At 62.7% G+C, this 20,357-nt stretch carries 19 protein-coding genes; 13 read left to right on the top strand and 6 right to left on the bottom strand.

All coding sequences use genetic code 11. From position 1 onward, the window contains the following. Positions 1–37 precede the first annotated feature (37 nt). Positions 38–1,501: a sodium-dependent transporter gene (locus Q0974_RS04195; RefSeq protein ID WP_299323002.1), complete on the top strand. Its 1,464-nt coding sequence runs from the start codon at positions 38–40 to the stop codon at positions 1,499–1,501. A 4-nt stretch (positions 1,502–1,505) separates the two neighbouring features. After that, the gene (locus Q0974_RS04190; protein ID WP_299323000.1) at positions 1,506–2,030 is read left to right on the top strand and encodes a GrpB family protein; all 525 of its coding nucleotides are present in this window, start codon (positions 1,506–1,508) and stop codon (positions 2,028–2,030) included. Here the strand turns inward: Q0974_RS04190 and Q0974_RS04185 are convergent. After that, positions 2,027–3,025 (bottom strand): adenosine kinase, encoded by a 999-nt coding sequence (locus Q0974_RS04185; protein WP_299322998.1) that lies wholly within the window; start codon positions 3,023–3,025, stop codon positions 2,027–2,029. The two genes, Q0974_RS04190 and Q0974_RS04185, sit on opposite strands and share 4 nt — an antisense overlap. A 212-nt stretch (positions 3,026–3,237) precedes the next feature. On the opposite strand from Q0974_RS04185, the gene Q0974_RS04180 reads away from it, so the two are divergent. Together Q0974_RS04180 and Q0974_RS04175 are read left to right on the top strand one after the other, a co-directional pair. Continuing rightward, on the top strand, positions 3,238–3,924 hold the full coding sequence (locus Q0974_RS04180) for an EI24 domain-containing protein (RefSeq protein ID WP_299322995.1): 687 nt from the start codon (positions 3,238–3,240) through the stop codon (positions 3,922–3,924). Continuing rightward, positions 3,917–4,264, top strand: a complete 348-nt coding sequence (locus Q0974_RS04175) for a hypothetical protein (RefSeq protein ID WP_299322992.1) — start codon at positions 3,917–3,919, stop codon at positions 4,262–4,264. Before Q0974_RS04180 ends, Q0974_RS04175 begins: the two co-directional genes overlap by 8 nt. Positions 4,265–4,349: 85 nt before the next feature. On the opposite strand, the gene queG is transcribed toward Q0974_RS04175, so the two are convergent. Continuing rightward, positions 4,350–5,441: a tRNA epoxyqueuosine(34) reductase QueG gene (queG, locus tag Q0974_RS04170; protein ID WP_299322990.1), complete on the bottom strand. Its 1,092-nt coding sequence runs from the start codon at positions 5,439–5,441 to the stop codon at positions 4,350–4,352. Between the two features lie 89 nt (positions 5,442–5,530). On the opposite strand from queG, the gene Q0974_RS04165 reads away from it, so the two are divergent. The 5 genes from Q0974_RS04165 to Q0974_RS04145 all read left to right on the top strand — a co-directional run bounded on the left by Q0974_RS04165 (position 5,531) and on the right by Q0974_RS04145 (position 11,958). Further along, a complete protein-coding gene (locus tag Q0974_RS04165) occupies positions 5,531–6,487 on the top strand; it encodes an ATP-binding cassette domain-containing protein (protein WP_299322987.1) in 957 nt (318 codons plus the stop codon). Then, positions 6,484–7,734 (top strand): ABC transporter permease, encoded by a 1,251-nt coding sequence (locus Q0974_RS04160; protein ID WP_299322985.1) that lies wholly within the window; start codon positions 6,484–6,486, stop codon positions 7,732–7,734. The genes Q0974_RS04165 and Q0974_RS04160 overlap by 4 nt, the downstream gene beginning before the upstream one ends. Before the next feature lie 237 nt (positions 7,735–7,971). Beyond that, on the top strand, positions 7,972–9,306 hold the full coding sequence (locus tag Q0974_RS04155) for a cytochrome P450 (RefSeq protein ID WP_299322982.1): 1,335 nt from the start codon (positions 7,972–7,974) through the stop codon (positions 9,304–9,306). Positions 9,307–9,380: 74 nt separating this feature from the next. Continuing rightward, positions 9,381–10,655, top strand: a complete 1,275-nt coding sequence (locus Q0974_RS04150) for a cytochrome P450 (protein ID WP_299322981.1) — start codon at positions 9,381–9,383, stop codon at positions 10,653–10,655. 37 nt (positions 10,656–10,692) lie between these two features. After that, positions 10,693–11,958 (top strand): cytochrome P450, encoded by a 1,266-nt coding sequence (locus tag Q0974_RS04145; RefSeq protein ID WP_299322979.1) that lies wholly within the window; start codon positions 10,693–10,695, stop codon positions 11,956–11,958. Positions 11,959–12,098: 140 nt separating this feature from the next. Here Q0974_RS04145 and Q0974_RS04140 read toward each other — a convergent pair whose 3' ends face one another. From Q0974_RS04140 to Q0974_RS04125, 4 genes are all read right to left on the bottom strand, one after another. After that, on the bottom strand, positions 12,099–13,337 hold the full coding sequence (locus Q0974_RS04140; protein WP_299322978.1) for an adenylate/guanylate cyclase domain-containing protein: 1,239 nt from the start codon (positions 13,335–13,337) through the stop codon (positions 12,099–12,101). A gap of 71 nt (positions 13,338–13,408) precedes the next feature. Further along, positions 13,409–14,182, bottom strand: a complete 774-nt coding sequence (locus Q0974_RS04135) for an isocitrate lyase/phosphoenolpyruvate mutase family protein (RefSeq protein WP_299322976.1) — start codon at positions 14,180–14,182, stop codon at positions 13,409–13,411. A gap of 170 nt (positions 14,183–14,352) precedes the next feature. Then, the gene (locus Q0974_RS04130; RefSeq protein ID WP_299322975.1) at positions 14,353–15,153 is read right to left on the bottom strand and encodes a LytTR family DNA-binding domain-containing protein; all 801 of its coding nucleotides are present in this window, start codon (positions 15,151–15,153) and stop codon (positions 14,353–14,355) included. Further along, a complete protein-coding gene (locus Q0974_RS04125; RefSeq protein WP_299322971.1) occupies positions 15,150–16,244 on the bottom strand; it encodes a histidine kinase in 1,095 nt (364 codons plus the stop codon). Before Q0974_RS04125 ends, Q0974_RS04130 begins: the two co-directional genes overlap by 4 nt. Positions 16,245–16,441: 197 nt before the next feature. Here Q0974_RS04125 and Q0974_RS04120 point away from each other — a divergent pair, with 197 nt between their 5' ends. The 4 genes from Q0974_RS04120 (at position 16,442) to Q0974_RS04105 (ending at position 20,150) form a co-directional block, all read left to right on the top strand. Then, positions 16,442–17,479 carry a substrate-binding domain-containing protein gene (locus tag Q0974_RS04120; RefSeq protein WP_299322969.1) on the top strand — a complete coding sequence of 346 codons (1,038 nt, stop codon included), beginning with the start codon at positions 16,442–16,444 and terminating at the stop codon, positions 17,477–17,479. A gap of 115 nt (positions 17,480–17,594) precedes the next feature. Continuing rightward, positions 17,595–18,293, top strand: a complete 699-nt coding sequence (phoU, locus tag Q0974_RS04115; RefSeq protein WP_299322966.1) for a phosphate signaling complex protein PhoU — start codon at positions 17,595–17,597, stop codon at positions 18,291–18,293. A gap of 98 nt (positions 18,294–18,391) precedes the next feature. Continuing rightward, entirely contained in the window at positions 18,392–19,153 is a 762-nt protein-coding gene (locus Q0974_RS04110; RefSeq protein WP_299322964.1) for a thioesterase family protein, read from the top strand. A 31-nt stretch (positions 19,154–19,184) separates the two neighbouring features. Continuing rightward, complete coding sequence (locus tag Q0974_RS04105; protein WP_299322962.1) at positions 19,185–20,150, top strand: oxidoreductase; 966 nt, start codon at positions 19,185–19,187, stop codon at positions 20,148–20,150. Positions 20,151–20,357 lie beyond the last annotated feature (207 nt).

The following is a 20,357-nucleotide window of genomic DNA, read 5'->3' as shown; positions in this document are numbered from 1 at the left end:
GCGTAACAAAAGCATAGAGTTTTCGGGGAGAGTGAGTGTGGCGGTAGCAACGCAAGGGGGCGAGGGCTGGTCTTCGCGCTGGGCGTTCGTCATGGCGGCGGTCGGTTCGGCCGTCGGTCTTGGCAATCTCGTGCGCTTTCCAGCCGAAGCCGGGGCGAATGGCGGTGGGGCGTTCGTCATCTTCTATATATTTTGCGTGGCGCTGATCGGCTTGCCGGTGCTGCTTTCAGAAACGCTGATCGGCCGGCACGGAAAATCCTCGGCAATCGAGAGCGTCAAGCGCGTTGCCGCTGAATCGAACGCGTCAGGATGGTGGTCTGTTGCGGCGGGCGTCGGCATGGTCGCGGCTTTCCTGATTCTCACCTATTATAGCGTTCTTGCCGGTTGGATAGTCTATTTCATCGGCGTATTCGCCAGCGATTTCGCTGGCGCAATCGGATCGGGAGCCCCTTTTGCGGGGGCGCTGCCGGACAGAACGGTCGAAGAGGTGCGGGGCATTCTCCCAGCGCTGCAGGCAGACAGCATGACGATGCTCGTGATGCATGCAATCTTCATGGCTGTGACAGTGTTCGTCGTCGCGCGCGGCGTTTTGGACGGGATTGAGAAGATCGCGGTCTGGCTGATGCCAGCCTTTTTTGTCCTGCTACTGAGCATTACGGTTTACGGCGCATTCTCCGGTGCTTTCGGCGCAGCGCTGGAGTTCCTTTTCGCTTTTGACGCCAACCGGCTGCTCGACCCGACCGTCCAGCTTTCCGCGCTCGGCCAAGCGCTGTTTTCGCTCTCTTTGGGGTCGGCGATGATGATCACCTATGGGGCCTATGCGTCACGCGAAACCAATCTCGCAAAGACGTCCGGGCAGATCGCGACGGCCGACACATCGGTTGCGATCATCGCCGGATTGGCGATTTTTCCGATCGTTTTCGGCGCAATGGCGGCAAGCGATGTCAGCGCCGTTCTTTCGGGCGAGCAGCAGGTCCAAGGCGGGCTTGGACTGCTGTTCATCAACCTGCCGGTTGCCTTTCAGACAATGCCGGCCGGATCGTTGATCGGCCTGCTATTCTTCATCATGGTGGTTTTCGCCGCGCTCACCAGTTCGGTCGCCCTGCTTGAGGCCTCGGTGAGCTGGGCTATTCGCCGCTTCAATTTGTCGCGGCCCGTGGCGACGCTAATCCTCGGCGGCACGGCCTATCTGATCGGCGCCTGGGCGAGCTTCTCGTTCAACAGCCAGGCCGAATTTACACCGCTCGATTTCCTGATCTTCTCGGGGCAGCCTGTATTCGGCATAATCGATGAATTGACGGCCAAGATCATGCTGCCGGTGTCGGCGCTGCTCGTCGCGCTATTTGTCGGCTGGATTGCCGATAAGAAGTTGATCGACAGCGAGAATGGGCTCAGCGGAGGGCTGCACCTGTTTTGGCGGTTTCTTGTGCGTTGGCTCTGCCCGCTCGTGATCGCCGCGATCCTGCTATTCGGCCTGTTCCCGGGTCTCCTCGGCAATTAGCGAGATGGCGTCGGACAGGATTGAGTTCGTCGATCCTGATCCGCAATGGTCGGCACAGTTCGAAGCCGAAAAATGCCGGATAGCCGAAACGCTGGCGGATGAAACAGTGTTGGCTATCGAACATGTCGGGAGCACGGCGGTACCGGGTCTGGCGGCCAAGCCGATCATCGACATCATGATCGCCGTTCCGTCGGTCGAGCAGGCGCGGGGCCGCTTTCCCGAGGCGCTTAAGCCGCTCGATTATGTCTTCTGGGCCGATAACCCCGATGCCGACCGGTTGTTCTTCGTGAAGGGCATGCCGCCCTTTGGCGAGCGGCGGACGCATCATGTGCATGTGTGCGAGCCCGGCCCGTTGATGACGGATCGGCTTGCGTTTCGCGATCATCTGCGCGCCCATCCGGACGAAGCACGCCGCTACGCCGACCTTAAGGCCGAACTTTCCAGGCGGCATGGGGACGATCGGGAGGCCTATACGCGCGGCAAGGACGATTTCGTCGCGCGGATTTTGGCGCTGGCCGGGGCGGACTAGCCGAGCCGTTGCCGGACGAGTTCTTTGATGTCCGCTTCGGGCCGCGGGCCATAATGCTGGATCACTTCGGCGGCGCAGACGGCGCCCATGATGAGGCTGTCTTCGATCGACCGGCCCTCGGCCTGGCCGGCGAGGAAGCCGGCAGCGAACTGGTCGCCCGCGCCCGTCGCGTCGACGACCCGGTCGATCGGTTCGGCGGAGACGGTGACGCGTTCGCCATCCTTCACGGCGATCGCTCCCTTCTCGCTGCGCGTGACGACGAGGAGCGGTGTTTTGGCGGCAGTCGCGGCGACGGCGGCGTCGAAATCGTCGGTTTCGTGCAGCGACATTATTTCGTCCTCATTGGCGAAGAGGATGTCGATTCGTCCATCGTCGAGCAGTTTCAGGAAGTCGCCGCGATGGCGGTCGACGCAAAAACCGTCGGAGAGGGTGAAGGCGACCCGGCCGCCCGCATTCCGCGCGATATCGATCGCCTTGTCCATCGCCGCGCGCGGGTCTTCGGGGTCCCAGAGATAGCCTTCGAGATAGAGGATCGCCGCGCTCTCGATCAGGTTTGTATCGAGCGCGGATGCCGGCAGGTGCTGCGACGCTCCGAGGAAAGTGTTCATCGTTCGCTCGCCATCCGGCGTGACGAGGATCAGGCTGCGCGCCGTCGCCGGTTCGCCGGACCGGACGGGCGTATCGAAGGCGACGCCGAGCGCTGTGATATCGTGCCGGAAGACCTTGCCGAGCTCGTCATCCGCAACCTGCCCGATAAAGCCGCATCTGCCGCCCAGCGCCGCTATGCCGGCGACCGTATTCGCCGCCGAACCGCCGCTCGCTTCCACGCCCGGGCCCATCTTGGCGTAAAGCGCTTCGGCTTCCTCGGTCGTGAACAGCAATTGCATCGCGCCTTTGGAGAGGCCCTCGGAGGCGATAAACGCATCGTCAGCCTGGGCGATCACATCGACAATGGCATTGCCGATGGCGACGATATCGAGAGCGGGTTCGGACATTGGGTCTCCTCGGGCGCTGCGCGCTAAACAATAGACAAACGTCATTCCGGACTTGATCCGGAATCCAAGGCTAAAAGCGATGCCGCCGGCTGCCCTGGATTCCGGATCAAGTCCGGAATGACGGAAATGTGAACTGCCCCTAGTCGCCTGTTCTGCCGGGCGCAACTCCACAGGCGATTGACGCGCCAAATCCCGGTCTGCATCACACTCGCATGTTCCGCGCGCTGCTCCTCTCGCTTGGCCAGCTTGGCGATCCGGCCTTCCTCAAGGTGCTCGCCAAGTCGCTGGGCCTGACGATCCTGCTGTTCCTGATCGGCGGGTTCGCCGTCTATTGGGCGCTGATCTGGCTGTTCGACTGGCTGGGCTGGGGCGAGGGCGGGGGGCTCGCGGCGGCGGCCAGCGCGGTGGTGATCGCCGGCTTGAGCTTCTGGCTGATGTTCCGCGCGGTCGCGATGGGCGTCATCTCCATCTTCACCGACGAGATCGTCGATGCCGTCGAGCGCAAACATTATCCCGACAAGGCTGAAGTCGCGCAGGTTGCGGGCTATAGTGATCAAATCCGCGTCGGCCTCGCCTCGGCGGGCCGGGCGATCGGCTGGAACCTGCTCGTCCTGCCGCTCTACCTCGTGCTGCTGGTGACGGGCGTCGGCACGGTGCTGCTCTTTATCGGGCTCAATACGATCCTGCTCGCGCGCGATCTTGGCGAGCTAATCGCGATCCGCCATGTGCCGCGTGCCGAATGGGGCGACTGGCGGAGGGAGACGCGCGGTAAACGGATGCAGATCGGGCTTGTCGCGGCGGTGTTATTCGTGATTCCTGTCGCCAATCTGCTCGCGCCGATCCTGAGCGCGGCCATGGCAGCCCATATGCTGCACGGGGGAGATGGTGACGATGCGTAGGATAATCGCGCTTGGTGCGCTGATGGCGGTGGCGGGGTGCGCAAGCACGCCGACGGTGATCCCGGCGACGCCCAGCCAACCGATGACCGCGACCGGGCTCGAACGTGTGATCGGCAGCAATGCGGCGCAATTGGTCCGGCTGTTCGGCGAAGCGGTGCAGGATTTTCGCGAAAACGATGCGCGCAAGCTGCAATTCACCGGCGATGCCTGCGTCCTCGACACCTATCTCTATCCGGAGAATGGCAATCGCGAACCAGTGGTCACCTATGTCGACGCCCGCAACGCGGCCGGCGAGGATGTAGACCGAGCGGCCTGTGTGGAAGCGCTAGCAAGGCGGTAGTCAGACGTCATGCTGAACTTGTTTCAGCATCCACCTCTCCTCCTGAGACGCCGGCGCTGATGGAGGAGTGGACCCTGAAACAAGTTCAGGGTGACGATAGGGAGAGCCTTTCCATCGCCCATTCGGCCGCCTCGCGCACCACATCATCCGGATCGGCGAGCAGCGCCCGCACCGGCTCCGCCAGCGCCGCCTCCCCGCTATTGCCTGCTGCGATCAGGCAGTTGCGGACCATCCGGTTCCGCCCGATCCGCTTGATCGGCGAGCCGGCGAAAATCTTGCGAAAGCCAGTATCGTCGAGCGCCAACAGATCGGCGAGCTTGGGCGCGGCGAGTTCGGCGCGGGCGGCGAAATGTTTGTTCGCCTCGGCCTGTTCGGCGAACTTGTTCCACGGGCAGACGGCCAGGCAATCGTCGCAGCCATAGATGCGGTTGCCCATCGCTTGGCGGAATTCTTGCGGGATTGGGCCTTTATGCTCAATCGTCAGATAGGAGATGCAGCGGCGCGCATCGAGCTGATAGGGCGCGGGAAAGGCGTCGGTCGGGCAGGCAGTCTGGCAGGCGACGCAGGACCCGCAGCGGTCCTCGCCCGGCGTATCGGGTTCGAGCTCGAGCGTCGTGTAGATCGCGCCGAGGAACAGCCAGTTGCCATGATCACGCGATAGCAGGTTCGTATGCTTGCCCTGCCAGCCGATCCCGGCCGCTTCGGCCAGCGGCTTTTCCATGACCGGCGCAGTATCGACGAAGACTTTGACGCCTGGCCCGGACTCCGACCCGGGCTCCCCCCCGATGCCGTCCGCTGCCGCCTCCGCGACGAGCCAGCGCGCGAGCCGTTTCAGCGCCTTTTTGACGACATCATGATAATCCTTGCCCTGCGCATAGACGGAAATCCGACCGATATCGGTTTCGCCTTCGAGCCGCAGCGGGTCCTCTTTCGGCGCATAGCTCATGCCGAGCATCACGACCGAGCGCGCCTCGGGCCAGAGTGCTTTGGGCCGCTCGCGGTGATGCGCGCGGCTTTCCATCCAGTCCATCCCGCCATGCGCGCCGGATGCCAGCCAGTCGCGCAGCCGGCCGGCGCTTTCCGGCGCGGCATCGGCGGAGGCTATCCCGCACGCGGCAAAGCCTTCGGCCTCGGCCTGTGCCTTGAGGCGTTCCGGCAGGGTAGGGCGATCTTCCACCCGCTCTCTCTATCGCCAATCCGGCTGGCGCGGCAATCGGCGACGGATTGAGGCTATTCTCTTAACCATCCTGCGGCTAAGGGCGGGGCATGGCATCCGGTTTCGCCCTCACGGCAGATCATCTCATCAAGGATTTCGGCGCGAAGCGCGCGGTCGACGGTGTCGATATCGCCGTGCCCGAGGGTAGCATCTACGGCATTTTGGGCCCCAATGGCGCGGGCAAGACGACGACCTTGCGCATGCTGCTCGGCATTATCGATCCCGATAGCGGCACGCGCGAACTGCTCGGCACGACGCGGCCGCGCAGCGTCAGCGACCGGGTCGGCTATCTGCCCGAGGAGCGCGGCCTCTATCCGGGGATGAAATCGCGCGATGCTATTGCGTTCATGGGCGCGCTCCGCGGGCTGCCCTGGGCCGAAGGGCGGGCCCGGGCCGACGATATGCTCGCCGATGCCGGGCTCGGCCATGCGGCGGGCGACAAGATCAAGAAGCTCTCCAAGGGCATGGCGCAGTTCGTCCAATTGCTCGGCTCTATAGTCCACCGGCCCGAACTGATCGTGCTCGACGAGCCTTTTTCCGGGCTGGACCCGGTCAACCAGGAACGGCTCGAGGCGCTGATCCTCGCCGAGCGGGATCGCGGCGCGACGATCCTCTTTTCGACGCATATCATGGGCCATGCCGAGCGGCTGTGCGACCGGTTGGCGATCATCGCGGGCGGCAAGCTGCGCTATGAAGGCAGCGTCGCCGAGGCGCGCGCGACCATGCCGATTCAAGCGCATTACACGCCGCGCGAGGACAGCCCGGCGCTCGCCAAGCTGCTCCCGCCCGAGGCCGCGCGCGACAATGGCGGCTATGTGTTCGACGTGCCCGATAGCGGGATGGAGGCGCTGCTCGCCACATTGCTCGAATGCGGCCATGGCGTGGCCGGTCTCTCGCTCGAACGGCCGAGCCTGCACGATGTGTTCGTCAAGCTGGTCGGCGAGGAGACGGTCGAGAAAATGGAAGCCGAGGCCGAAGCGGAAGCAAAAATGGAAGCTGGCGCATGACCAGCCATTTCCGCCAGGCTGCCGTGATCGCGCGCCGCGATTTTATCGCGACAGTCGCCACACCGGCGTTCCTCATGTTCCTGCTTGCGCCGCTCTTCATGCTGATGTTCGCGCTGGTCGGCGGTACGGGCGCGCGGATGATCGCCGATAGCGGGGACGATGCACAGCGCCTCGTAATCCTTGCCGATGCCGACTATGCCGCGCGGATCGAAGCGGCCGATGCGCGGATCCGCCCGACTTTCCCGCTTGGCATCGCCCCGCCCGCGCTCGAACGCCGGTCGCCGGTGCACGATGTCAGCGGGGCGGGCACCGAAGCCGAGGCGCGCGCTTTGTTTTCCGATAGCGGTGTCGATGTCGCCGCCGTGCTCTATGGTTCGCCGGATGCGCCGCGCCTGCTGATCGGCTCGGGCAGCGATCGTTATGCCGATTATCTCGCCCTGCTTGCCGAAACCGCCGCGCGCGACGTCCGCAGCGGTGTGCCGCCGGGCGACGCGGTCACGGAAATCACCCGCGAGCCCTTCGAACGCACGAGCGCGACGATTGGCGGCCAGCAATCGCTGGGCTTTACTGCGCTGTTCCTGCTGTTCCTGCTCACGCTGTTGCTCGCCGGGCAGACGGTGAGCGTGCTCGCCGAGGAGAAGGGCAACAAGGTCATCGAAATCCTCGCCGCCGCTGTGCCGCTCGAGGCTGTGTTTCTCGGCAAGCTGATCGGGCTGTTCGGCGTGGCGCTGCTGTTTATCGCCTTTTGGGGCGGCATCGCGATGATCGGCTTGGCCGCCGTGCCGGACAGCCGCGCGACGATGGTCGCCTTCGATCCGGCGATCGGTTTCGGCCCGTTCCTTGCACTCGGCGTCCTCTATTTCGCGATGGGCTATCTGCTGCTCGGCGCGGTTTTTCTCGCTGTGGGCGGTCAGGCCAATTCGATGCGGGAGATTCAGATGCTCTCGCTGCCAATCACCTTTTTTCAGATGGGCATGTTCGGCCTTGCCTCGGCCGCCGCCGCCAGCCCGGGCAGCGGCCTTGCGCTGTTCGCCGAGCTTTTTCCGTTCAGCTCGCCCTTTGCGATGGTCGCCAAAGGCGCGTCGGACCCGGCACTCTGGCCCCATCTGGCCGCCATTGCCTGGCAATTGCTCTGGGTGTCGATCACCATCGCGCTCGGCGCGCGCTGGTTCCGCAAGGGCGTGCTTAAATCGGGACCGTCGGTGTTCCGGCGGCTCGGCCAGGCTTTGCGTGGCAAGGCGGCCTGAGCGCGGCCGCGTACGCCCGTTAAGCTCGGGCTAACCGCGAATAGATAGAATCCATCGGCGAACAGGGCGAAATACAGTCGGATCGCTATTGACATTCGTGTCAATTGTGTCAGTCTCAATTTGCTACTGATCGCGGCGAGTCTATACTCGCGCGAGAGAATCATTGGGCCGTGGCACAGCGCTAGTCCGGTTCGCGCGCCCGGCCGCTGAGGAGATATCCTCGATAGGGAGAGAGTTATGGCGACGCAGCCCGATACCGAAGGCATGACTGCCGAACAAAAATATCGCGAGGAATATGCACGCGAATGGCGCGAGGGGATCGACCGGTCCACGCTCGAAAAGCCGCTCGCGACGGGCGATACGCCGATTGACGAGATCGATGTGAGCCGGCCCGAGCTTTACGCGCTCGATCGCTGGCAGCCGGTGTTCGAAAAGCTGCGCGCCGAAGATCCAATCCATTGGTGCGAAGACAGCGTGTTTGGCGGCTTCTGGTCGCTGACGACGTACAAGCCGATCGTCCATGTCGAGGCGCTGCCCGATATTTTCAGCTCGGCCTGGTATAATGGCGGCTTCACGATCCTCGATTCCACCGACGACAAGGAACTCGCGCTGCCGATGTTTATCGGCATGGACCGGCCCGAACATACCGCCCAGCGCCGCACCGTCTCGCCGGCCTTCACGCCGAGCGAGATCACCCGGCTCGAAGTCGATGTCCGCAAGCGCACCGAGGAACTGCTCGACAGTCTGCCGCGCGGCGAGGAATTCGACTGGGTCGATACGGTCTCGATCGAGCTGACGACCGGCATGCTCGCGATCCTGTTCGGCTTCCCCTGGGAAGACCGGCGCAAGCTGACCGAATGGTCGGACTGGATGGGCGATGTCGTCGCAGCGATGGACCCTGAACTCGGCCCGATCCGTATGCAGAAAATGTGGGAAGCGGCCGCTTATTTCCAAGAGCTTTGGAAACAGCGCAAGGCGAGTCCGCCGGCGCCCGATCTCCTCTCGATGATGGCGCATTCCGATGCGCTGGGCGAGATGGACGACCGCAACTTCCTCGGCAATATCACGCTCCTGATCGTCGGCGGCAACGATACGACGCGCAACACCATGTCGGCCTATGCCTATGCGCTGAACCAGTTCCCCGAAGAGGCGCGCAAGCTCGAAGAAAATCCCGATCTCGCGGCCAATGCGGGGCAGGAGCTGATCCGCTGGCAGACGCCGCTCGCCCATATGCGGCGCACGGCGATGGAGGACTATGACCTCTTCGGCAAGCAGATCAAAAAGGGCGACAAGCTCGTCATGTGGTATCTCTCGGCCAACCGCGACGCGGACGTGTTCGAAGATGCCGACGAGATCAAGTTCGACCGCGACAATGCGCGCCGCCAGCTCGCCTTCGGTTACGGCATTCACCGCTGTGTCGGCGCCCGGCTCGCCGAGCTGCAGATTCGCGTGCTGATCGAAGAGATGGCGAAGCGCCGCCTGCGGCCCGAGATCACCGGGGAGATCGAGCGGGTGAATTCGAACTTCGTCCATGGCTATAAGAAGATGCCGGTGACGCTGTCCGAATATTGAGGATAACCGGCGGCGCGGTTTGACTTGCGCTTCTTCAAAGCGGACACTCTGCCGGTTCCATAAGGAGGACGGCGATGGCGACGGCTGCGGAGTCTGAAACGGAGAAACCGGAAACGGTCGTCGTAGAAGCGCCGCATCCCTGGGACGTTACCGTTCCCGAGATTTACGCCGAAAATCGCTGGCAGCCGATCTTCAAGGAGATGCGTGAGACCGCGCCGATCAACAAGGTGACGGGATCGGCATTTGGCGATTATTGGAACATCGCCGCGCACAAGCCGATCCAGCATGTCGAGGCGCTGCCCGAGATTTACTCCTCCGATTCCGCGCATGGCGGCATCACCATCTACGGCAATGCCGATACGCTGCCCGAAGAGCTGCGCCGCGAAACGCCGAGTTTTATCGCGATGGACCGGCCCGAGCATACGGCCCAGCGTCGCACCGTTGCCCCGGCCTTTACGCCGGCCGAGATGGAGCGGCTGTCGGGCGATATTCGGGCGCGGACCGGCAAGCTGCTGGACTCGCTGCCGCGCGGCGAGGCGTTCGACTGGGTCGATACGGTGTCGATCGAGCTGACCACCGGCATGCTCGCCATCCTGTTCGACTTTCCCTGGGAAGACCGGCGCAAGCTGACCCTGTGGTCGGACTGGATCAGCGATATCGATTATCTCGACGATCTCGATCGGGCGTACGAACGCCGCGAGCATCTGCGCGCGATGACGGCCTATTTCTCCGATCTCTGGGATCAGCGCGTCGACAAGGATGAGACGCCCGATCTGATTTCGCGGATGATCCATAGCGAGGCGATGGCGGATATGGACCGCTATACCTTTATCGGCAATCTCACCCTGCTGATCGTTGGCGGCAACGATACGACGCGCAATTCAATGTCGGCCTATGCCTATGGGCTCGAGCGGTTTGCGGACGAACGCGCCCGCCTTGAGGCCGATCCCGAGCTGATTCCCAATACGGTGCAGGAACTGATCCGCTGGCAGACGCCGCTCGCCCATATGCGTCGCACGGCGGTCGAGGATCATGAACTGTTCGGGCATGATATCCGTGCCGGCGATGCGGTCGTGCTCTGGTATATTTCGGCCAATCGCGATGAGAGCGTGTTTGAGCGGGCGGATGACATTATCGTCGATCGGGAGAATGCCCGGCGGCATCTGGCCTTCGGCTACGGCATCCACCGCTGTGTCGGCGCGCGTCTCGCCGAGCTGCAATTGCGGATACTGCTCGAGGAAATGGCGGCCCGGCGGTTGCGCCCCAATGTGATCGGCGAGCCCGAGCGCGTCTCGTCCTGCTTCGTCAATGGCTATCGGTCGATGCAGGTGGAACTGAGCGAATATTGAGAGAGCGGCGGCTGGCCGCCCGTGAGGAGAGAAGAGAATGGCAACTGCGGCGAAACCCGAACCGGTCGAAACCATCGTCACCGATGTGAGCGAAACGCCGCATCCCTGGGACGTCAGCGTGTCGGACATTTACGTCGAAGACCGCTGGCAGCCGATCTTCAAGGAAATGCGCGAGAAAGCGCCGGTCAACAAGGTCGTGGGCTCCGCCTATGGCGATTATTGGAACGTCACGACCTATAAGGAAATCCAGCATATCGAGGCGCTGCCGGATCTCTACAGCTCGGCCAAGGGCATCACGATCATCACCGATCCCGACAATCTGCCCGACGATCTCAATATCCAGCTGCCGATGTTCATCGCCATGGACCGGCCCGAACATACCGAGCAGCGCCGCGTGATTGCGCCCGCCTTTACCCCGGCGGAAATGACCCGGATGACGGACGAGATACGCGGGCGGACGGCCGAGATCCTCGACGCGCTGCCCGTCGGCGAGACATTCGACTGGGTCGACAAGGTCTCGATCGAATTGACCACGCAGATGCTCGCCATCCTGTTCGATTTTCCCTGGGAGGACCGTCGCAAGCTCACCGAATGGTCGGACTGGATGGGCGATGTCGAAAGCTCATTATCGATCGAAAGCCGCCGCGAACAGCTCGAACATGTCTATGAGGCCGGCGCCTATTTCCAGCGGCTCTGGGACGAACGGCTCGAAAAGGGTGAAGCACCGGACCTGCTCAGCCGCATGATCCATAGCGAGATGCGCAACATGGATCAGTTCACTTTCATGGGGAATCTGATGCTGCTGATCGTCGGCGGCAACGATACGACGCGCAACTCCATGTCCGGCTACGCCTATGGGTTCGAACAGTTCCCCGAGCAGCGCAAGATGCTCGAGGACGATCCGGAGCTGATCCCGGCGGCCGTGCAGGAACTCATCCGCTGGCAGACGCCGCTCGCCCATATGCGGCGGACCGTGACCGAGGATCATCAGATGTTCGGCCATGAGGTGAAGGAAGGGGATGCGGTCATCCTCTGGTATATCTCGGCCAATCGCGACGAGAATTTCTTCGATCGCCCCGACGATATCTGGCTCGAACGGCCCAAGCCCGGCCGGCATCTCTCCTTCGGCTATGGCATCCATCGCTGCGTCGGCGCGCGGCTCGCCGAGCTGCAGCTGCGCCTGCTGCTCGAGGAAATGGCGAAGCGGAAGCTGCGTGTGAACGTGCTCGGCGAACCCGACCGCGTGTCGGCCTGTTTCGTCCATGGCTACAAGAAGATGGACGTCGAACTCAGCACCTATTGAGCGATCGTTCCTTCTCCGATGGGGCGAAGTTGGATGAGGGGTTTAGAGCTGACAGATAGCGCGCAACCCCTCACCCAGCTCCGCCTAAATTCACTCCGCTCACTAAGGCTACACAACCCTCTCCCTGTGGGAGAGGGTTCTTACATCTTCACCCGATAGACTTCGGTCTCGCCGATGCCCTTGAGCGTCAACGTTTCGGGCGAGTCATAGTCCACCGCATCCCGGGTCTGGTGATAGGTCGCCGCTGACACCGCGATGCCGTTGTGCGCCGCCGTGCCTTCGATCCGGCTCGCGATGTTCATCGTGTCGCCCCAATAGTCATAGGCAAGCCGGCTGCTGCCGATAACCCCGCCGACCACGGGCCCCGTATGAATGCCGACGCGCAGCTTGACGTCCACACCTTCGGCTTCGGTGATCTCTTCGAGCGCGGCGATCAGATCGCGGCCGAAGGCGATGGCGGCGAGCGCGTCGCTGGCGGTCGATGCCGTACCACCCGAAACGGCGAGATAAGCGTCGCCGATTGTCTTCACCTTTTCGATCCCGTGCCGCTCGGCAACCTCGTCGGCGAGCAGGAAGAAGCGGTTGAGCTGCGCCACCAGCTCGCTTGCCGGCATCGTCTTCGCGAGCGTCGAAAAGCCCACCACATCGACGAAGATCACCGACACATTGTTGAATGAATCGGCGACCGTCTCCCCGCTCTTGATCCGCGCCGCGACATGTTCGGGCAGGACATTGTAGAGCAACTCCTCGGACCGCCGTTTCTCCGCGTCGAGCGCCATATTGGCGGCGAAGGTCTTGCGCGCGCGCCGGTCGATATCCCAGTTCACGAAAGTCGCGAACACGAAGAAGGTCGAGAAATTCGTGAAAGTATAGACTTTCGAGATGAACGCCCGGTCGGCCTGCAGCAGGAAACCGATATAGAGCAGCAGTATCGTTACGGCCCAGAGCAGGTACAGCCGCGTATTAGCGACGAAACCGATGCTCGCAAACACGACGAGGATCCCCATATTGACGATCGCCATGCCGAAGCGGGAAATGCCGGTGACCGCCGCCTGTGCCGCCAGCGCCTCGATCAGCATCCCCATCGCGACGGTCAGCGCGATGAACAGCACAAGGTCGATCCAGGGTTTTTCGATATAGAAGCGCGTGCGGATCACCAGCAGGAAGCTGCCGAGCACGCCCATGAACACGCCGGCCGCGATATTGTATTGGATCACGCCCTCGCGCGGGAAATACATCGGGTTGAGGGTGAGATAGGTGACGAAAGTGAGGAGGCCGATCCATAGCAGCGCGCGGCTCGCCGGGATGCGCGCGATGCGCTCGCTCTCGACATAGCGGCGCTCGACTTCGGGATCTTCGAAACGATTGATCAGCGCCAACGGTGCCCCCTACCGGCCTGTGGGAAGCCGCTATGCCATCAATTGACGGGACGCGCCACGCCCTTGCGGGGTCAGCCCTCGAACACTGCCCGCGCCGCCTCGGTCAGCGCGGCCATCGCGTCGCGCCACGGGCCGGGGCCGTAGCTGATCCGCGCAACGCCGAGTTCGGCAAGCCGCCTGCTATCGGGCATGCCGTCGAACATCATCACGTTTACCGGTAGCGGGCTCGCTTCGCACAATGCGCCGATCTGGTCCGCATCGGTGAGGCCGGGTGCGAAAAAGCCGCTGGCGCCGGCATCGGCATAGGCTTGGGCGCGTTCGACGGCCGCGTCGAAGCGATCCTCCTCGGCGACCGTCGATACGCCCGCCCGCAGCCACATGTCCGTGCGCGCATTGATGAAGAAGTCGATGTCCGCATTGTCGGCGACCGTGCGGATCGCGGCAATGCGTTCGACCTGCAGATCGACCGGGTGCAGCCCGTCGCCGCCGACGACCTGGTCCTCGAAATTGATGCCGATCGCGCCGGTTTCAATGATCGCCTGGGCATGGACACCGACGAGCACCGGCTTGACCGCATATCCGCCCTCGAAATCGACGGTGAGCGGGAGGTTCACGGCCTCGACGATCCGCTCGGCATTGGTCAGCGCCTGCTGCATCGGCAGCGATTCGGCATCCGCATAGCCGCGCGCGCCCGCGACCGAGGCGCTGCCCGTCGCGAGTGCCTTGGCTCCGGCTTCGGCTACCGCGAGCGCGCTGCCTGCGTCCCAGATATTGAACAGGATCACCGGATCGCCGGGCACATGCAGGGCGTGAAAGGCGCGGGCGCGGTCTTGCTGGTCGGTCATGAATATCTCCCGAAGCCGGTGTTAGCGGATCGGCCGGTCAGCGTCCCCCCGAAAGTTGCGATGAAAGGATGCAATACACTCTTGTGCTCCTGCGCAGGCAGGAACTGAGGGCGGTACGGAATATCGCGTGAGGCTCCAGGTTCCTGCCTGCGCAGGAGCACAAGTAACGCCTAATGCACGAACCGCGCGACCACGTCCCGGTAGCTGCGGCTGACTTTCACCTGCGCGCCGCTCTCCAGCACCAGGAAGCACTCGCCATTCGTATGCGGCTTCACCTGCCGCACCTGGTCGAGGTTCACGATCGTCGAGCGGTGGACGCGCTGGAAGGTGCGGGGGTCGAGGCGTTTTTCGAGATCCTTCATCGTCTCGCGCAGGATCAGCGTATTATCGCCGGTATAGATGCACATATAGTCGCCGGCCGCGTCGATCCGTTCGATGCTCTCGACATCGACGCGGAAAATCTGGCCGCGATCCTTGACGTTGATGAGCTTTTCGTAGCGGCTGGCCGCGGGCGCATCGCCTTCGCTCGCCAGGTCTTCGGCTGCATCCGGCGCGACTTCGGACAGCACCTCTTTCAGCCGCGTAATCTCTTCGCTGCTATTCTTCTCGGCCAGCCGCTCGCGCACGCGCGCCAGCGTATCGGCGAGCCGGTCTTCCTCGACCGGCTTCATCAGATAGTCGACGGCTTGGGCCTCGAAGGCGCGGATCGCGTGATCGGAATAGGCCGTGACGAAGACGAAGAGCGGCGGCTCGATATCCATCAGCCCCTGGACGACGGAAAAACCGTCGAAACCCGGCATCTGGATATCGAGAAACACGACATCGGGTTTGTGGGTCTTGACCGAGCGGATCGCCTCGCGGCCATTGGTGCAGGTGTCGACGATTTCGACATCGTCATGCGGTTCGAGTCTGACTTGCAGGCCCTGAATGGCGAGCGGTTCGTCATCGACGATGATAGCGCGGATGGTCATGCGGCTTCCTTTGCCTCTTCGAACTGGAGCGGGATTTCGATTTCGACGCAGAAACCGCCGCTGTCATTCGCTTTAATCTCAAATCTTTGTTCTTCGCCAAAAGCCTGGACCAGACGGTCCCGGATATTGGCGAGCCCCACGCCCGTCGAAGAGTGGCGCGTCACGGCGCCTTCTTGCAAGCCCGGGCCGGTGTCGGACACGGTGATCTGCACGCGATTTCCGACCTGTTGCGCCGAAATGCGGATTTCCGCGCCTTCTTCCTGCGGCGTCACGGCATATTTGATCGCATTCTCGACCAGTGGTTGCAGCAACAGCGAGGGCAGCCGCGCCCGGGTCACACGCGGGTCGATCTCGAAACTTGGACGCAGCCGGTCCTCGAACCGCATCCGCTCTATTTCGAGATAGAGCTTCAAAGTTTCAACCTCCTGCGCCAATGGCACGCGCGCGGTCGGCTCATTGGCCAATGTGTATCGCAAGAAGGACGATAATCGCGACAGCATGGCATTGGCGCGCTCGGTCTGTTTCAAGAGCACGAGCGTCGAGATCGAATTCAGCGTGTTGAACAGGAAATGCGGATTGAGCTGGTAGCGCAGCATGGCGAGATGCGCGTTGGAGCTTTGCGTTTCGAGGCGCAGCAGCTGATCATTCTGCTCCTCGATCAGGATGTAGAAATTGATCCCGTAATAGAGGCCGGACCAGGCGACGAGCAGGGTGAAGTCCAAGAGGATCGCGCCGAAAAACTGCAATCCGGAGGGCATTTCGCCGCCGCGATAAAAGGCGGTAAAAGCCCAGACCTCGATAAAGGAGAAGATCGCCGAAGCGATGAGCACGACGGTGACCGATCCGCCCCAGGTAACGCGCGGAGTCTTGGTAATCAGCTGGCGGAAGATCACCGCCATGATCAGCGTCAGGCAATATCCGGTCGCCGTCGCGATCGCCGTCGGCAGGATGAAGAGCGGCCCCATATTGTTCGCGATCCCGCCCAGCGAACGCAGGATGAAATAGCCCGACCAGCCGACCGACTGGAGCACCCAGAATGCCCGGTTCTTGTCGACGAAGAACGGCTTTTTGGTCAGGTCTTCAAGCGCCATGGCCTCTATCTAGTCGATTTCATGGGGTGCGGGAAGCAATTGCGCATCTCGCTTGCGCCCGCCCCGGGGGCGCATCGGCGCAGGCCGGTGTAACTTCCCTGTCATATAGAGGCCGCATAGGGTTTGCATTCGCGTCGCTTGACGGAACTGCCCGGATCGGGCCCTCATAACCCGCATATTCGCTCATGGAGGAAAATGTGCGCGCTCCAATCACCGGATTATTGGCGGCGATGGCCGCGACGCTTGCGGCCTGCGGCGGCGGCGATGGCGGCGTGCGCGCCATCACGGTCGTCGGCAGCTCGACCGTCTATCCCTTCACCCGCGCCGTTGCCGAGAATTTCGCCCGCAACAATCCGGAATTCCGCTCGCCTGTCGTGGAATCGACGGGCACGGGCGGCGGGATCGAGCTGTTCTGCTCGGGCGTCGGCGCCGATCATCCCGATATCGTGAACGCCTCGCGCCGCATGCGGATGAGCGAGTTCGAGACCTGCAATGCCAATGGCGTCGACCATATTATCGAGCTGCGCGTCGGCATCGACGGGCTCGCGGTTGTGGAATCGCCCGAAGGCCCGGAAATCGCGCTGACCCGCGCGCAGATTTACGAAGCGCTCGCCGCCGAACCCTATGGCGGGGCGCAGACCACCGAGACTTGGTCCGATGTCGATCCGTCGCTGCCCGACATTCCGATCCGCGTCTATGGCCCGCCGACGACGAGCGGCACCCGCGACGCCTTTATCGAACTGATCATGGAAGCCGGCTGCGAAACCAATCCCGCCATCGTCGCGATGGAAGAGGACGATGAGGACCGCAAGGACCGGATCTGCACCACCGTGCGCGACGATCAGGCCTTTATCGAGGCGGGCGAGAACGACAATCTGATTATCCAGCGCGTCGCCCAGAATCCCGGCTATCTCGGCCTGCTCGGTTATAGCTTTATGGCGGAGAATGAAGACGAGGTGATCGGCGTGACGATCGACGGGGTCGAGCCGACCTATGACAGTATCGCCAATTTCGAATATCCGGGCGCCCGGCCGCTCTACGTCTATATCAAGGGCAACCACCTCCAGGCGATCCGGGGCTTGCGCGAATTTGTGCTGGAATATGTCTCCGCCTGGGGGCCGGATGGCTATCTGGTGCAGGAGGGCATGATCGCCAATCCGGAGGAAACGCGCGCGCATTTCGCCGCGATCGCCGAGGAGATGCGGCCGCTGACCGCTGAAGACGTTCAAAGCTGAGCAATCATCGATATTGTATGCGGGGTGGGCGATCGCTGCCTGGCCCCGCTTTTCCGCCATGTGGAGCGGTTATTTGCCCGGCCGGGGCGTTTGGTGTAACATAAGTGTAATATTTATGGCGAGTGAAGCAAAACATACGGTTTCGGCGTTCGACGACGAACTTGGCGCGCTGCGCGCAAACATCCTCGAACTGGGGTGGCGCACCTCGCTCGCCATGGCGGATGCGATCCGTGCGCTGGAAGAGCGCGACACGGCGCTTGCCGAGGCCGTCATCGCCAGCGATCCGGAAATCGACGCGCTGGCCACGCAGATCGAGGCGGCGGCGGTCAATGTCATCGCCCTGCGCGCGCCGATGGCCGACGATCTGCGCGTGCTCATCTCCGCCATCAAGATCGCCGCGACGTTGGAGCGGACGGCTGACTATGCCCGCAATATCGCCCGCGTCGTCCCGCAATTCACGGGCAAATATCCGAAGAAACTCCGCAAGCGGATCGCGACGATGAACGATGCCGCAAAGACCATGCTCGGCGATGTCGTGCGCGCCTATGCCGATGGCGATGTCGAGCTCGCCCGCGAGGTCCGCACGCGCGACGATGCGGTCGACCGGCTGCACGACGAGGTTACCGAGATGCTCATGGCCTATATGATCGCCAAGCCCGAGCGCATCAGCCAGGCCGCGCATCTGCTGTTCGTCAGCAAGCATCTGGAACGGATCGGCGACCAGGCGACGAATATTGCCGAGATGGTCACCTATTCGGTCACCGGCAACCAGCTGCGCGTCCGCGATACGGAAAGCGAGCGGCTCGCGGCGTAACCCCGCCACTTTGCCGGGTTGAACCGGCGCCCGATAATCGACAGGATGGACGCTCGCGAAGGTGCGGCTCTGCGCAGCCGTATGGCTGTGGAGTGTGCATGCAATTCTGGACTCCCGAACCGGCGATCGACGATCCCAATCACTATTTTTACCGTCCACCGCCAACCGCCTTTGTTGGTACGCCGGCGCGGACATTTTTGATGGGCGGGGTCGGCTTTGCGACGATGCTTGAAGCGCTCGAAAAGACCGCGGACAGGCCGTTGCTCTGGGCGACGACGCAATTTGTGTCGAGTGCGGTGCCGGGCGCCGAACTGGAGATCGATATCGAACCGGCGATGGTCGGGCGCAGCGTCATCCAGGCACGGGTGACCTTGCGAGAGGGCAACCGCATCATTCAGCAAGCGCTGGCCGCGCTCGGCGGGCGTTCGGATGCCGTCGACCATGTTTTCGGCACGATGCCCGCCGTGCCGCAGCCGGAAGACTGTCGGTTGGCCGAGGATCGCGGCGCGATGCCGGACTCGCTGGTCACCCAGTTCGAACAGCGTATCGCCGCGCAAGACGAAGACGCCGGTGCGGCCCATATCTGGTATCGCGAGGTCGATGGCGCGCCGATGAGCGTCGGGCTGATCGCGATCATCGCCGATTTCATGGGCGGCGCGCATCCCGCGACGATGGGCTGTACCAGCCTCGACAACACCTTGCGTATCTTCACCGTGAAACCGGCCGACTGGGTGCTTGGCGTGACCGAATTTTCCGGCTTCGCCAAGGGGGTCTTTCACGGCACAATGCATCTCTATTCCGAAGACGGTACATTGCTTGCCAAGGCCAGCCAGACGGCGCTTATCGGACGCGGGGGCTGAGCGAACGGCGTACGGATAGAGGAGAGATATCATGACCAGCGATCGTAGCGCATTCGGCGCGGAAACCACGGCAGACGAAGTGCTCGACGGCACGGACCTTGGCGGCAAGCTCGCCTTCATCACCGGCGGTGCTTCGGGCCTTGGCGCCGAAACCGCCCGGGCGCTCGCCAGTCGCGGAGCGGCGATCATCATTGCCGCGCGGGATGTCGACAAAGGCGAAGAGGCCGCGCAATCGATCCGCGATGCGGTCGATGGCGCGCAAGTCGAGGTGATCGCGCTCGATCTCACCTCGCTCGACAGCATCCGCAGCTGTGCGGAGGAATTCCTCGCTTCCCATGACAGGCTCGACCTGCTGATCAACAATGCCGGCGTCATGGCCTGTCCGAAGATGCAGACCGCCGACGGCTTCGAAATGCAATTCGGCACCAATCATGTCGGCCATTTCCTGCTGACCAATTTGCTGAGCCCCACGCTGATCGCTGCGGCGCCGTCGCGGGTCGTCAATCTCAGTTCGCGCGGTCATCACCGCGACAGCGTCCATTTCGACGATCTGCATTTTGCCGATCGCGACTATGATAAGTGGCAGGCCTATGGCCAGTCCAAGACCGCCAATGTCCTTTTCACCGTCGGCCTCGACAAGCGACTGCGGGAGCAGGGCGTACGGTCCTATGCCGTGCATCCGGGCGGCATCGTCACCAATCTCGGCCGCCATCTGAACGACGAGGATGTCCAGTTCCTGATGGCCCAGATGCAAAAACACAGCGGCGGCAAGGCGACGCTTAAAACCATTCCCCAGGGCGCCGCGACGAGCTGCTATGCCGCCACAGCGCCCGAGCTGGACGGCGAGGGCGGCGTCTATCTCGAAGACTGCCATGTCGCGGCCCAGGACAACGAGGATATGACCGGCGGTGTCCGATCCTACGCGATCGATCCGGACAATGCCGAGAAGCTCTGGGCGGTGTCGGAAAAGCTGGTCGGCGAAAAATTCGCTTATTAGGCGAGTTCATTGTCAGAAACTTCCTGTCGGAAGTTCGCCGCACCGGGTTTTGATTGTCAGAACATTGCTCTCGCAATGTCGCGGCACCAGCCCGCGCGCCCTCCCGACCTCCCATGAGTGTACCCTGTTTGGGAGGTCGGGAGGGGGTGCGGGCCGGTGCCGCGCCGAGGCGAAGCCGAGGTCTGACAAAGAAACCTGCCGCGCCTG

It is taken from the genome of Parasphingopyxis sp. (genome assembly GCF_028279465.1).
Taxonomy (GTDB): domain Bacteria; phylum Pseudomonadota; class Alphaproteobacteria; order Sphingomonadales; family Sphingomonadaceae; genus Parasphingopyxis.
This window is presented reverse-complemented; position numbering and strand designations above follow the sequence as displayed.